The 13,048-nt window shown below is 67.8% G+C and carries 12 protein-coding genes; 4 read left to right on the top strand and 8 right to left on the bottom strand.

Going from position 1 to position 13,048, the window contains the following annotated elements:
- The first annotated feature begins 3 nt into the window (after positions 1-3).
- The gene (gene dapE, locus EG854_RS10280; protein ID WP_123288034.1) at positions 4-1,164 is read left to right on the top strand and encodes a succinyl-diaminopimelate desuccinylase; all 1,161 of its coding nucleotides are present in this window, start codon (positions 4-6) and stop codon (positions 1,162-1,164) included.
- A 5-nt stretch (positions 1,165-1,169) separates the two neighbouring features.
- Here the strand turns inward: dapE and EG854_RS10275 are convergent, their stop codons facing one another.
- Positions 1,170-2,492, bottom strand: coding sequence for an amidohydrolase (locus EG854_RS10275; RefSeq protein ID WP_241153207.1), 1,323 nt, complete (start codon positions 2,490-2,492; stop codon positions 1,170-1,172).
- Positions 2,493-2,589: 97 nt separating this feature from the next.
- Between EG854_RS10275 and EG854_RS10270 the strand changes: the two genes are divergently transcribed.
- Genes EG854_RS10270 through EG854_RS10260 form a run of 3 tightly spaced genes read left to right on the top strand, consistent with a single transcriptional unit; the run spans position 2,590 to position 4,770 of the window.
- Complete coding sequence (locus EG854_RS10270; protein WP_123288033.1) at positions 2,590-2,949, top strand: hypothetical protein; 360 nt, start codon at positions 2,590-2,592, stop codon at positions 2,947-2,949.
- Between the two features lie 39 nt (positions 2,950-2,988).
- Entirely contained in the window at positions 2,989-4,284 is a 1,296-nt protein-coding gene (locus EG854_RS10265; protein WP_123288032.1) for an MFS transporter, read from the top strand.
- 54 nt (positions 4,285-4,338) lie between these two features.
- Positions 4,339-4,770: an SRPBCC domain-containing protein gene (locus tag EG854_RS10260; RefSeq protein WP_123288031.1), complete on the top strand. Its 432-nt coding sequence runs from the start codon at positions 4,339-4,341 to the stop codon at positions 4,768-4,770.
- A gap of 15 nt (positions 4,771-4,785) precedes the next feature.
- Here EG854_RS10260 and EG854_RS10255 read toward each other — a convergent pair whose 3' ends face one another.
- The 7 genes from EG854_RS10255 to cpaB are packed head-to-tail and all read right to left on the bottom strand — an operon-like array spanning position 4,786 to position 12,987.
- The gene (locus tag EG854_RS10255; RefSeq protein WP_123288030.1) at positions 4,786-5,757 is read right to left on the bottom strand and encodes a type II secretion system F family protein; all 972 of its coding nucleotides are present in this window, start codon (positions 5,755-5,757) and stop codon (positions 4,786-4,788) included.
- Between the two features lie 28 nt (positions 5,758-5,785).
- The gene (locus EG854_RS10250; protein WP_123288029.1) at positions 5,786-6,763 is read right to left on the bottom strand and encodes a type II secretion system F family protein; all 978 of its coding nucleotides are present in this window, start codon (positions 6,761-6,763) and stop codon (positions 5,786-5,788) included.
- 5 nt (positions 6,764-6,768) lie between these two features.
- The gene (locus tag EG854_RS10245) at positions 6,769-8,406 is read right to left on the bottom strand and encodes a TadA family conjugal transfer-associated ATPase (protein ID WP_123288028.1); all 1,638 of its coding nucleotides are present in this window, start codon (positions 8,404-8,406) and stop codon (positions 6,769-6,771) included.
- An 8-nt stretch (positions 8,407-8,414) separates the two neighbouring features.
- Entirely contained in the window at positions 8,415-9,950 is a 1,536-nt protein-coding gene (locus EG854_RS10240) for a cellulose synthase operon protein YhjQ/BcsQ (RefSeq protein ID WP_123288027.1), read from the bottom strand.
- A 6-nt stretch (positions 9,951-9,956) separates the two neighbouring features.
- Positions 9,957-10,637: a CpaD family pilus assembly lipoprotein gene (locus EG854_RS10235; RefSeq protein ID WP_123288026.1), complete on the bottom strand. Its 681-nt coding sequence runs from the start codon at positions 10,635-10,637 to the stop codon at positions 9,957-9,959.
- A gap of 8 nt (positions 10,638-10,645) precedes the next feature.
- Positions 10,646-12,061, bottom strand: coding sequence for a type II and III secretion system protein family protein (locus EG854_RS10230; RefSeq protein WP_123288025.1), 1,416 nt, complete (start codon positions 12,059-12,061; stop codon positions 10,646-10,648).
- 5 nt (positions 12,062-12,066) lie between these two features.
- On the bottom strand, positions 12,067-12,987 hold the full coding sequence (cpaB, locus tag EG854_RS10225) for a Flp pilus assembly protein CpaB (RefSeq protein WP_123288024.1): 921 nt from the start codon (positions 12,985-12,987) through the stop codon (positions 12,067-12,069).
- Positions 12,988-13,048 lie beyond the last annotated feature (61 nt).

Here is a 13,048-nt window from a genome sequence, read left to right as displayed (position 1 = left end):
ACCATGCACGCACCAGCCCGCCTGATCGATCCCGTTGCCCTGACCCGCGACCTGATCCGCAGCCCGTCGGTCACCCCCGTCGATGCGGGGGCGATGGCGACGCTGAAGGCCGCGCTGGAGGGGCTGGGCTTCACCTGTCGCGACCTGCCGTTCGAGGGCACGCCCAACCTCTATGCCCGACGGGGAACCGAGGGGCCGAACCTCTGCTTTGCCGGCCACACCGATGTCGTCCCGACCGGCACGGTCGCCGCCTGGTCGCACGACCCCTTCGCCGCCGAGGTCCGGGACGGCGTGCTGTACGGTCGAGGCGCGGTCGACATGAAGGGGGGCATCGCCTGCTGGGTCGCCGCCGTCTCGCGCGTATTGGCCGGGGGCGGCGTGCCGGGCTCGCTGTCCTTCCTGATCACCGGCGATGAGGAGGGCCCGGCCCTGCACGGCACCAAGCGCGTCGTTGAGCAACTCATGGCCGAGGGTGAGCGGATCGACGCCTGTGTGGTGGGCGAGCCCTCGTCGTCCCAGCGGCTCGGCGACATGATCAAGGTCGGCCGGCGCGGCTCGCTGAACAGCTGGATCACGGTCAAGGGGCGTCAGGGCCACGTCGCCTATCCCGACCGGGCCGCCAATCCGGTGCCGGTGCTGGTGCGCCTGCTGAACCGCCTGGCCGAGGCGCATCTGGACGACGGCTATCCGAAGTTTCCGCCCTCGAACCTCGAGATCACCACGGTCGACGTGGGCAATCCGGCGTCCAACGTCATTCCGGCCGAGGCCACCGCCCGGCTGAACATCCGTTTCAACCCGACCCACACGGGCGACGCCCTGTCCGCTTGGCTGGACGAACAGGCGGCCGCGGTCGCCGCCGAGACCGGGCTGGCCATTTCGCTGGAGCATCTGTGCTCGGGCGATGCCTTCCTCACCGATCGCGGTCCGCTGGTAGAGGCCGTCGAGGTCGCCGTAGAGGCTGTCGAGGGTCTCCGGCTCGAAAGCTCGACCACCGGCGGCACTTCGGACGCCCGCTTCATCCGCGCCCTTTGCCCGGTGCTGGAGCTGGGTCTGGTCGGCCAGACCATGCATCAGATCGACGAGCAGGTGCCGGTCGCCCAGCTGGAATCCCTGACGGCAATCTACACCGCCGTGATCCGCACCTGGTTCGCCCGTACCGCCTGAAATCCCTACTGTTCGAGGAACCTCAGGGCGGTATAGACGTGCGCCTTCACCCCCACGATCAGCACATCCTCATTGACGTCGAACAAGGGCGAATGGTTGGGCGCTGACGTGGCCGGATCGACCCCCTCGGCGCTGGCGCCCAGATGCCAGAAAACCCCCGGAATTTCCGCCTGATAATAGCTGAAATCCTCGGCCACGGTGGTCGGCGGAACGGCCGGATTGACCTGTCCCGCGCCCGCCGCCTCTTCCAGAACGGGGGCCAGCCAGGCCGACAGCGCCGGGTCGTTGTAGACCAGCGCCGCATTTTGCTTGATCGAGAATTCCGCCGTCGCGCCATAGGCTTCGGCCACATGGCCGATGGCCGCCTCGGCCCGCGCCACCACATCATCGCGCTGGGCGATGTCGAAGGTGCGCAGCGTCCCGCTCAGCCGCGCCTCGTCCGGAATGATGTTGTAGCGCACCCCCGCCTCGATCGTGGCGATGGTGAAGACCGTCGGCGTCGCCGTCGGATCGACCGTGCGGGCCGTCAGCGTATTGACCGTCTGCACCACCTGGGCGGCGACCGCGATCACATCAATGCCCTTCCACGGCCAGGCCCCGTGCGTCTGGCGCCCGGTCAGGACGATGTCGACCCGGTCCGAGGCCGCCATGAAGCCCTCCGGCCGATAAAAGATGGTACCCGGCAGGCCCGGCACGACGTGCAGGCCAAAGATCGCCTCGGGCCGGGGGTCGTCCAGCACCCCTTCCGCGATCATCAATGCCGCCCCGCCCATGGGCTCGCCCGGAGGGGCCCCTTCCTCGGCGGGCTGGAAGATGAAGACGATGGTGCCGGAAATCTGGTCGCGCATGCCGGCCAGCACCTCGGCGGCACCCATCAGCATGGCGATGTGGGCATCGTGGCCACAGGCATGGGCCACCGGCACGGTGCGCCCCTGATAGGTGCCGGTCGCGGTCGAGGCGAACGGCAGGCCCGTCGCCTCCTCGACCGGCAGGGCATCCATATCGGCCCGCAGTGCCACGGTCCGGCCCGGGCGCCCCCCGCGCAGAATGGCGACCACCCCGGTCTTGCCGACCCCGACCCGGACCTCCAGCCCAAGTCCGCGCAGGTGCTCGGCGATCACTTCGGCCGTGCGATGCTCCGCAAAGCCCAGCTCGGGGTTCTGGTGAAAGTCCCGTCGCCACAGGATGACATCCGGCATGACGGCCTCGACCGCTGCCTCGACCTGTGCGGACTCGATGGACTGCGCGCCCGCGGGGACCGTCCCGGCCAGCGCCAGCGATGCTGTGAACCCCATCAGGACTGTCACGCGTTTGAGGTATTCGATCATCACAAGCCTCCCTGCCTGCTGGCCATGCTGTGTCCCCCTCATGCTGTGCCCTTGTGCCGCCTTGCACAAGCGCGGGCCCCGTCCAATCTGGAATCCCATGCCTATCAAGACCGCGAAAACCGAATGGCAGGACGTGGTTCTGGTGTGCCGCAAATGCACCAAGAAGCTGAAACGCAAGGGCTTCGGCCCGGATCAGGACCGCAGCCTCAGAAAGGCGCTGAAACGCTGGATGAAACCCGGCAAGGGACTGAAGGCGACCGTCGCCGTGGTCGAGACCGGCTGTTTCGATCTGTGTCCCAGGGGCGCGGTGGTGGCCGCCAATGCCCGCGCACCGGAAAAGCTGCTGGTTATCCAGCCGGGCACCGACCTGACCGAGATCCGCGACAGTCTGGGCCTGCGCGACGGGCGCCGCCGGAAACCCGACGCCACACGAATTGATCCGACCACCGCGTCCTGACACTGGCCACGGGGCCGCCCCCGGGCCTATCGAAGGGGTGTGAACCTCAAGAGCCCCACCTTCATGCTGTTGTTCGCGGTCAGCCTGATCGCGGCGGCGGGCAATATGGCGCTGCAGTCGGTGCTGCCGGCGCTGGGCCGGGCGTTCGAGCTGTCCGATACGCTTGTGGCCGGGGCCTTTGCCATCTCGGCCCTGATGTGGACCCTGACCTCGCCGGTCTGGGCGCGGCTGTCGGACCGGCTGGGGCGCAAGCGTGTCATCCTGATCGGGCTTGGCGGCTTCATCCTGTCGATGAGCGGCTTTGGTCTGGCCGCGACGGCGGGGCTTGAGGGCTGGCTGCTGGCGGTCGTCGCCTTCTCCCTGATGGTCGTGGCGCGCACCGTCTATGGCCTGTTCGGATCGGCCGCGCCCATCGCGTCGCAGGCCTATGTCGCCGACCGCACCAGCCCGGCCGAACGGACCCAGGCGATGAGCTGGCTGGCCTCGGCCCAAGGGCTGGGGACCGTCGTCGGCCCGGCGCTGGCGCCCTTCTTCGTCCTGCCGCTCGTGGGGCTGGCGGGGCCCCTGTATGCCTTTGCCGCCATGGGCGCGATCGTGCTGTGGGCCGTGTGGCGCTACCTGCCCAGCGGCGATGTGGTTCGTCAGCCGACCGACCGCCTGCGCGACCCCGGGCGCGGCCTGTGGCGCGACCCCCGCATCAAGGACTATCTGATGTACGGCCTCGCCCTGATGGCGGTGCAGGCGATCAACATCTCGGTCCTCGGCTTTCACGTCATCGACGAACTGGCGGTCGAGGGACTGGCGCCCTCGCAGGCCCAGCCCTTCATCGGCGTGGCCATGCTGGCCGGGGCCGCCGCCACCCTGATGGTGCAATGGGGGCTGATCCCCATGCTGAAGATGCAACCGCGCGACCTGATGCGCTGGGGCGCGGGACTGGCGCTGGTCGGCAATGCCATGAGCATCGCCTCACCCGGCTTCTTCGGGGTGGTCGTAGGCTATGCCGTGGTGTCGATGGGCGTCGGCTTTGCCCGGCCGGGCTTTACCGCCGGGTCGTCGCTGTCGGTCGGGCCGCATGAACAGGGCGCGGTCGCCGGCCTGATGATGTCGCTGGCCGGGATCAGCTTCCTCGCACCGCCCATCATCGGCGTCGGCCTGTATGAGCTGATGGAGCCCGCCCCCTTCGTGTTCAATGTGATTCTCGGCCTTCTGGCCCTGATCGGCTGTTTCCTCAGCCCTGTGCTGCGCATCGGCCCGGAGGACCTGCCCGACCGCGACGAGACACCGGGCCCCGATACGGCCCCCGCCTCCCAGCCCGGCCCCGAAGGCAATCGCTAGTCCCCCTGCCAGACAGTATGGTCAGACGCGGCGTCTCATGGCACATCCCCGCCCATGGACACACGCATTGAAAAACGAGTGGGCATTCAGGCGACCCCCGACCGCCTGTGGGACGTTCTGATCGACTTTCCCGGCTGGAGCCGCTGGAACCGGTATGAGACCGAGGTCGAGGGTCAGCTGGCCTTTGGCGCGCCGATCCGCATGACCGAAACCTGGCCGGGCATGGCCAGCCGTCCGGTCGACGGTCGCATCAATGAGTGGCAGCCGCTGGCCCAGCTGGTCTGGGTGGAAAAGCGCGGCTGGCTGTTCTCGACCGTGCGCTATTTCGAGATCGAGGAGTTGGACAAGGAGTCCTGCATCCTGGCCACGGGCATGATGTTTCAGGGCCTGCGCGCAGAGCTGTTCATGGACAAGCACCGCCGGGTGATCCGCGATGCGCTGGGCGACATCTGCGACCGGCTGAAGGTCGTCGCCGAACAGGGCTGAGGCCTCGCCCGGGCTCTATCCGCCCTTGGCCATCGTGTCCTGGATGTTGATGATCGCCGGGGTCAGGATGACGATGAACAGCACCGGCAGGAAGAACAGGATCATCGGCACCGTCAGCTTGGCCGGCAGGGCCGCGGCCTTCTTTTCGGCGGCCGACAGGCGCAGGTCGCGATTCTCCTTGGCCATGGTCCGGAGCGCGGTGCCCAGCGGCGTGCCATAGGTCTCGGCCTGGGTCATGGCCGTGGCCACCGACCGGATACCCGGATGGTTGGTGCGCTTGGCCAGACCCTCATAGGCCAGACGCCGGTCGGGCAGATAGCTGAGCTCGGCCGACAACAGGGTCAGTTCCTCGGCCAGATCTATGGAGGAGGCACCGATCTCCTGGCTGACCTTTTGCACTGCCGCCTCGATCGACATGCCCGCCTCGACGCAGATCAGCAGCAGGTCCAGGGCATCGGGGAAGGCCTGCATGATCGAGGTGCGGCGCTTGGAAATGCGGTTCGAGAGATAGAGGTTCGGCGCATAGAAGCCGACCACCGCCGCCGCCATCACCGCCGTCACCCGGGTCATGACCGGCAGGCCAAAGTCGTTGAACACGAACAGATAAAAGGTCACCACCGCCATGAAGATGAACGGCATCGAGAAGCGGAAGAAGTAGAAAGTCGTCAGCGGTCGCGGCCCGCGATAGCCCGCCTGGGTCATCTTTTCGGCGACCTTGGGATCTTCCAGCAGCTTGGTCAGGTTCAGCCGGTCGACGACCCGTTTCTTGAACCCTTCGTCCGACTGGCGAAGGGTGCCGCCCTGGGTCGCCATGGCCTGACGCGAGCGGCGCTTCAGCTCCTCACGCCGGGCGGCGACGGCCTTCATCCGCTTGTCCAGCCCGGCCCCGCCCCCCATCGACGACAGCAGGGTGAAGACCGTGGCGAACACCGCCACCGCCACGCCCAGGCTGAGCAGGTTCTGCGGATTGGTCAGGAACTGGATCATGCCAGCATGTCCATTGAAGCGGGGCCCATCAGAACTTGAACGAAATCATCTTCTTCATGACGAAGATGCCCAGGGACATCATCGCCACGGCGACCAGAAGCATGAACTGGCCGCGCGGGTCGGTGAACAGGATCATCATGTAGGCCGGGGTCGTCAGCGTCACGAGGATCATCACCGCCGGCGGCAGCGAGCCGATGATCCCGGCCGAGGCCGTGGCCTCGGACGACAGGGCCTTGATCTTCTCGCCCATCATCCGCCGGGCGCGCAGCACGGTCGACAGATTGGTCAGGGCCTCGGCCAGATTGCCGCCGGTCTTCTGCTGGATGGCCATGACGATCGAGAAGAATTTCAGCTCGGGCGTCGGCATGCGCTCGTACATCTTGTTCAGCGCCTCCGACAGCGTCAGGCCGACGCCCAGACCCTCGACCAGCTTCTGGAATTCGGGTCCGAGCGGAGACGGGCTTTCGCGGCCGATGATCTTGAAACAGTCGTGCACCGGCAGGCCCGACTTGATGCCGCGCACGATGACGTCGACGGCATCCGCGAACTGGCTGGAGAATTTCTTCATCCGCCCCTTGGCCAGGAACGACAGCACCCAGCGCGGCAGACCAAGGCCGAACACCAGCGCCAGACCCAGACCCAGCAGGATGTTCAACCCGAACATCAGCGCCATCAGCAGGGCGGTGACGCCCAGCCCGCCGCTGATGATCCAGAAGGTGCGGACATTCAGGCTCAGCCCTGCATGGCGGATGCGCGCCTTCAGCGACATGCGCGCCTTGCGGTCGGCTCGATCGGCCTCCTGCAGCTGGTCGACGATCTGCTTGCGGCGCGCCTCGGGGGTGTTGGCGGCGGCGGTCTTTTTCAGCCGGCCATTGTCAACCTTGGGGCCGCCGAAGGTCTGGGCGCGCTTGACGGCCTGGGCGCTGGAATCGTCACCGCCGACCAGCACCCAGCCGACCGAGCCGATGGTGATGAAGGCGAGGACTGCAGCAAGGAGGGCCAGCATCGGCGCTACTCCGCCGCGTCGAGGGCTTCGGCCAACTCGCGCTCAAGGCCATAGTATCGCGCACGGTCCCAGAAGCGCGGGCGGGCGATCCCGGTCGAGCGGTGGCGGCCGATGATCTTGCCGTTCTCGTCCTCGCCCGTGATCTCATAGACGAACAGGTCCTGGGTCACGATCACATCGCCTTCCAGCCCGACCACCTCGGTGATGTGGGTGATGCGGCGCGAACCGTCGCGCAGACGGGCGGCCTGGATGATGACATCGACCGAGCCGACGATCATCTCGCGGATGGTCTTGGACGGCAGGCCATAGCCGCCCATGGTGATCATGGACTCCATCCGGCTGATGGCTTCGCGCGGGCTGTTGGCGTGCAGTGTGCCCATGGAGCCGTCGTGGCCGGTGTTCATGGCCTGCAGCAGGTCAAAGGCTTCCGGACCGCGCACCTCACCGACGATGATCCGCTCGGGACGCATCCGCAGACAGTTTTTGACCAGATCGCGCATGGTGATCTGGCCCTGTCCCTCAAGGTTCGGGGGCCGGGTCTCAAGCCGCACGACGTGCGGCTGCTGCAGCTGCAGTTCGGCCGCGTCCTCGCAGGTGATGACCCGCTCGGTCGGGTCGATGAAGGCTGTCAGCGTATTCAGCAGGGTCGTCTTGCCGGAGCCCGTGCCGCCCGAGATCACGAGATTACAGCGCGACGCACCGATCACGCCCAGAACACGGGCGCCCTCGGGACTGATGGAGGCATACTCCACCAGATTCTTCATCGTCAGCTTGTCTTTCTTGAACTTCCGGATCGTCAGGGTCGCGCCGTCAATGGCCAGCGGCGGGGCGATGACGTTGACGCGCGACCCGTCGGGCAGGCGCGCGTCGCAGATCGGAGAGCTTTCATCCACGCGGCGGCCGACCTGCGACACGATCCGCTGACAGATGTTCATCAGCTGGGTGTTGTCGCGGAAGCGGACATTGGTCAGCTGGACCTTGCCATTGACCTCGATGAACACCCGGCCGGCACCGTTGACCATGATGTCGGCGATGTCGTCGCGGGCCAGCAACGGTTCAAGCGGGCCATAGCCCAGCACATCATTGACGATGTCCTGGACCAGATGCTCCTGCTCGGCCACCGACATGGAGACGTTCTTGATCGCCACCAGCTCGGCGACGATGTCGCGGATTTCCTCGGACGCCGCCTTCTGGTCCAGCTGCGCCAGCTGGGACAGGTCGATGGTGTTCATCAACGCGTTGAAGATGGTCGTCTTGGTCGCGTGATAATAGTCGGACTGCTCCCGGACGATCTCGGTGACCGTCTGGACCTTCTTCATCTGCTCGAAGGCGGGGGTGGCGCGGGGGCCAGGCCCCTTGGCGCGCGAGGGGTCGGGGGCCGGCGGGGCCTTGGCCTGCGGACGCGCCTGCGGGCGGGCAGCCAGCGCGTCCAGCCGGTCCGCATGTTCGGACGGCGGCCGTGTCGCATGGGCCTCGGCGGTCTGGACCCCGGGCGCCGCCTCGGCCTCGTCAAAGCCAAAGGCAAAGGCCTCGGTCTGGATGCCGGGTTTGGGCTCGCGCGCCTCAGCCGGGGTCGGCGCGGCGGGGGCCGGACGCGGGGCCGCGCCTCCCGGGGCCGTCGACTGTGTGCGCTTGCCAAACACGGGTCCCGTCAGCCCTTCCTGAACAGGTTGCCGAACATCGACTTGCCCTTGGCCTTGGGGCCGGCCACAGCCGGCATCTCACGGCAGGAGACGATCTGGGCCAGGGTCTGGAAGGCGGCCGCCGACTTCGACTTGTCGTTCAGGTCCAGCACCATCTGGCCGTTGTTGGCGGCCGTGCCGAACACCTTGGGCTCGAACGGAATGATCAGGCTGGGATGAACCCCCAGCGCCGCGCCGAAATCCTTGGCCGGGATCTCGGGCCGTCCCGGCACGCCGACCTGGTTCAGCACCAGCCGAGGCGGCGCATCATTGGGCCTGCCCTGACGGACCAGATCGATCATGTTCTTGGCATTGCGCAGCGACGCCAGATCCGGCGTGGCCACCACCACGACCTCATCGGCCGAGATCAGGCTGCGGCGCATCCAGCCGCTCCAGATGTGCGGCAGGTCCAGCACCACAAAGGGCGCCGTTGCCCGGATGCGGCTGGTGACCTCCTCGAACGCCTCGACCGAGATGTCCCAGTCGGCTTCCAGCGTCGCCGGAGCGGCGAACAGGCTCAGCTTGTCGGTACAGCGGACCATCATCCGGTCCAGCAGGGTGGCGTCCAGACGATCCGGCTGGCTCAGCGCATCGGCCACCCCGTTCAGGGGGTCCTGATTGAAGTCCAGACCCGCCGTGCCGAACGGCAGGTCATAGTCGACGATCACCGTATTGGCGCCGATCCGCTCGCTCATCGCATAGGCAGTGTTGTGCGCCACCGAGCTGGAGCCCGTGCCGCCGCGCGCGCCGACAAAGGCGATCGAGCGACCGACGAACGGCTGGGCCGGATCGGAGAACAGGCCGCCGATGGCCGCGATGAGTTGCAGCGGCTGCAACGGCGCGACCAGATATTCGCTGACGCCGCGCCGCATCAGCTCGCGGAACAGCAGGATGTCGTTGGTGGCCCCGATCACGACCACCTTGGTGCCCGCGTCGCAGACCTCGGCCAAGGCATCGATCTCGGCCAGCAGGCTGTGGGGGTCCTTGAGGCATTCGACGATGATCAGCGGCGGCGTCGGCTCATGGGCATAGGTCTCGATGGCCGCCGGAATGCCGCCCACGCGGATGTGGGTGGTGGCGCGCGCCATGCGCCGGTCCTTGCCGGCCCGGTCCGCCGCCGCCAGCGTATCCTGACGCTCGGCGAAGACATGGATGGCGATGCGCGGGATAGAGACTCCGGAGGTGTCCTGCTGGCCATAGCCGGGACTGGAGGCGACCTCGGGCAGGCCCGCCTCGATCGGCGCCAGCGCAGCCGACGCCCCAGCCACCAGTTCGCCGACGGGATTGAACGGCTCGCCCTGATCAAAGGATGCGGCAGGGACCGTTGCCGCCGGAAAGGGCGTCGGCTCGCTGCCGATGGGCGCGGTGAACTGCAGCGGCTCGTGAGCCGGCGCAGGGGCAGACGCACGTCCCTCCGGCCGGGCATAGCTCATGTCCAGGTCGAAGGACTCGTCCACGTCCGCGTCATAGGCGTCTTCAGGTCTGGGGAAGGCTGAGGCGTTCATCGGGCCCTATTCCACCGCCCGCGCGATGCGGCCGCTGACCAGTTCGTCCTGGGGTGCCGACGTCGGCTGACCGGCGCGGTAGTTCTGGAAGACCACGGCGGCGCGGCCGGAATCCGCCGGCGTCATGGCGCGCGGGCGCACGATGTCGCGCGGATCGTCGATCTGGGCGGCCATGTTCGCCGTCACCGAACAGCCGAGGCCCGGCGACGGGGCATTGGTATAGCGCGGACGTCCGGCCCCGTTGACCGCGGCGCAGTTCGGGATCACCGCCTGGACGATATCGAAGCCGACCAGCACCGGCGCCCGCGGATCGGGGGCGGCATAGCCTTCGACGCGGATACGTTCTTCGGGCACGCCGCGCGCGGTCAGGGCCGCCTTGACCGACCAGGCCATGTCGGCCGCTGCGGCATCACCGCCACCCGGCGCCTGGATCAGCACACCCCCGGTCCCGGAGGCCCAGTAGCGCTGGACCAGCGCATCGATAGCCGCGCTCTGGTTGGCGGACATGCCCCGGTCGTGGACCGCGAGGGCGATCCGGTCGAGACCCGGCTCGACCTGCATATAATACTGCGAGATCGGCGTCAGCGGCGTGACGCCGCCTGCGCCGCCGCCGCCACAGGCCGACAGGGCCAGCGCCGCCGCCGCAACGGTCAGGACAGCCAGGGTGCGAGGGGTGCGTACGGTCATGTCCGGCCTCATTCAATCACATAGCCGACCGGGCCGACCCAGCGGGCCGGAGCCTCGCCGCCAGTCTGGCGCGGCGGTCCATAGGCCTGGGTCAACTGGCCGAACAGCAGGGCCGAGGCATCGCCCGCGACCGTCAGGCCGTCGGCCGGGGTCTGCAACTGGTTCGGACTGGTCGGCGAGACAATATAGGCCTCGAGGATGATCACCAGCTCGGTCTCGTTCGACAGATAGTCGCGCGACCGGAACAGGCCGCCGGCCACCGGGATGTCGCCCAGCAGCGGCAGCTGGTCGATGTTCTGGCGGGTGTCCTCGCGCAGCAGGCCCGCGATCATGAGCGATCCGCCGGACGGCAGTTCCACGGTCGAGGAGGCACGGCGCACGTTCAGGGCGGGGATGACCAGGGCGTTGTCGGCGGTGCCGCCCAGGGTAAAGGCACCCGAGGTGCTCAGCTCCGACACCTCGGTCGACAGCTGCAACGAAATCCGCCCGCCCGACAGCACGATCGGCCGGAAGGCCAGACGCACACCGTAGGGCTTGAATTCAATCAGGATATTGCCGCGGTCGTCGCGGCCGACAGGCACGGGAAACTCGCCACCCGCCAGGAATTCGGCATTCTCGCCCGACACCGAGGTGGCATTGGGTTCGGCCAGAACCCGCACCAGTCCCGCCCGCTCGAACGCCCGAAGCGTGCCGGTCAGGCCCTCGCCGTCATTGTTGGCGTCGGTATAGGTCAGGTTTCCGCCGCCCAGCTGGCTGCCAGCCACGGCAAAGGTCGCCGAGCTGGTCAGCTGCAGGCCGTCACCGACCGTATCCAGAATGGTGGTGACGTCGAAGCCCAGCTGTTTCACGGCCGAGCGCTGCACCTCGATCACCCGGGCGCGGACCATCACCTGATCCGAGCCGGTGATGGTCATCATGTTGATGATCTTTTCCGGCGAGTCGACGAAGGCACTGGCGATCTGGGTGACCCGGTCGGCCTCGCCGGGGCTGGAGACGGTCCCGGTCAGCAGGATCCGGTCGTTGACCGCCTCGGCCCGCACATCGGTGCCCGGCAGGATCCGGCTCAGCGTATCCTGAAGCGCGCTGACCCCGGCATCGACGCGGATCCGCAGGGTCAGGATCGAGCGACCGGCGGAGTCCAGAAACACCGCATCGGTCTCGCCAGGCGCCAGGCCGATGATGGTGATGCGGCGCGGGGTATGAAGAACCGCCTCGGCGACTGTGGGGTTCGAGACAATGACATCGCGCGCATCATTGGGCAGATCGACCGCCATGGATGTGCCGCGCGGCAGGCTGACCAGACGCGTGCCGGTGCCCATGGTCACCACTTCGCGGCTCTGGGCCTGCACCGGCGGGGCGGCGAACGGCATCCCCAGCAGCAGGGTGGCCGCAGCGGCTAGCGCCGTGCCTCCGCGTCGGAACATCGGGCTCATGGGACCACCACCACTTCGGTTTCGCCGCCGCGATAAACGCGCACCGTGCCGCTCTCGGCGCTCGGCGCCGCGCCAACCCGGCCGGAGGGACCGCCGGTATCGGCATAGGAGCGCAGGACCAGGCTCAGCTCACCCTCGGACTTGGCCAGGGCCAGGGCCTCGGCATCGCCGGGCCGGACCTCGAGCGTGGCCGTCGCGCCAACTACGGCCTGTTCGGCGTCCGAGACGCTGGTCGACTGGTCGATGGCCAGCACCTTGACGTTCTGCAGCACGGTAGAAGAGGCAAAGCGCGGCCGGTCGCCTTCCTGGGCGCCCATATTCGCCAGATTGGTCTCGCGCGTCAGCAGCACATCGACGCGGTCGCCGGGCAGGATGAACCCGCCGGCGGCGGTCTCGACCGTCACGCGGATGGCCATGGCCCGCATGCCCGGCTCCAGATAGGCGGCCATATAGCCGCTGTCCCCGGCGGGCACGACCTTGCGCGCGACGATCGGCTCTCCGGCCAGAATGGTCTCGCGCACGACGGCGCCGACAAAATCGGATTTGGAGGCCTGGGTCACGGCCTCGGTGGCGGCCCGCGTCACACGGGCTACGGCGCCGTCTGGCTTTTGCGCCACGGCGACCGTCTGGCCCTTGGCCGGAATCGGCACCGTGCCGTCGGTGACCCAGGTGGCATCGACGGCGCTGACGGCCCAGTCCTTCCAGACCATATCCGCGGCGGTCAGGCGGCTGCCTGCCTCCAGGTCCTTGGCCGCGACCAGCACCTTGGCCATTGGCTCGGTCGGTCCGGCGGGGGATTCAGCGGCGGCGGGGGTGGTCGGCTGGCCCGAGGACGAGCCCATCGTGCGCACCACCAATGCCAGGCCGATGGCAGAAATGGCCGCAACGCAGATCACGACGATACGGGCGGGCTTCATCCAGGGTCTCCGGCGGCAAGCGGTCGACCCGAATCATGCCTCGGGCAACCTGACCGTTAAC

This window comes from Brevundimonas halotolerans (genome assembly GCF_003730275.1).
Lineage (GTDB): Bacteria > Pseudomonadota > Alphaproteobacteria > Caulobacterales > Caulobacteraceae > Brevundimonas > Brevundimonas halotolerans.
Note: the sequence above shows the minus strand (reverse complement) of the source record. Positions and strands in the feature narration are given on the sequence as shown.

Coding starts and splice junctions, on each gene's coding strand:
- dapE (WP_123288034.1), top strand. CDS start 4: ATGCACGCACCAGCCCGCCTGATCGATCCCGTTGCCCTGACCCGCGAC.
- EG854_RS10275 (WP_241153207.1), bottom strand. CDS start 2,492: ATGATCGAATACCTCAAACGCGTGACAGTCCTGATGGGGTTCACAGCA.
- EG854_RS10270 (WP_123288033.1), top strand. CDS start 2,590: ATGCCTATCAAGACCGCGAAAACCGAATGGCAGGACGTGGTTCTGGTG.
- EG854_RS10260 (WP_123288031.1), top strand. CDS start 4,339: ATGGACACACGCATTGAAAAACGAGTGGGCATTCAGGCGACCCCCGAC.
- EG854_RS10255 (WP_123288030.1), bottom strand. CDS start 5,757: ATGATCCAGTTCCTGACCAATCCGCAGAACCTGCTCAGCCTGGGCGTG.
- EG854_RS10250 (WP_123288029.1), bottom strand. CDS start 6,763: ATGCTGGCCCTCCTTGCTGCAGTCCTCGCCTTCATCACCATCGGCTCG.
- EG854_RS10240 (WP_123288027.1), bottom strand. CDS start 9,950: ATGAACGCCTCAGCCTTCCCCAGACCTGAAGACGCCTATGACGCGGAC.
- EG854_RS10235 (WP_123288026.1), bottom strand. CDS start 10,637: ATGACCGTACGCACCCCTCGCACCCTGGCTGTCCTGACCGTTGCGGCG.
- EG854_RS10230 (WP_123288025.1), bottom strand. CDS start 12,061: ATGTTCCGACGCGGAGGCACGGCGCTAGCCGCTGCGGCCACCCTGCTG.
- cpaB (WP_123288024.1), bottom strand. CDS start 12,987: ATGAAGCCCGCCCGTATCGTCGTGATCTGCGTTGCGGCCATTTCTGCC.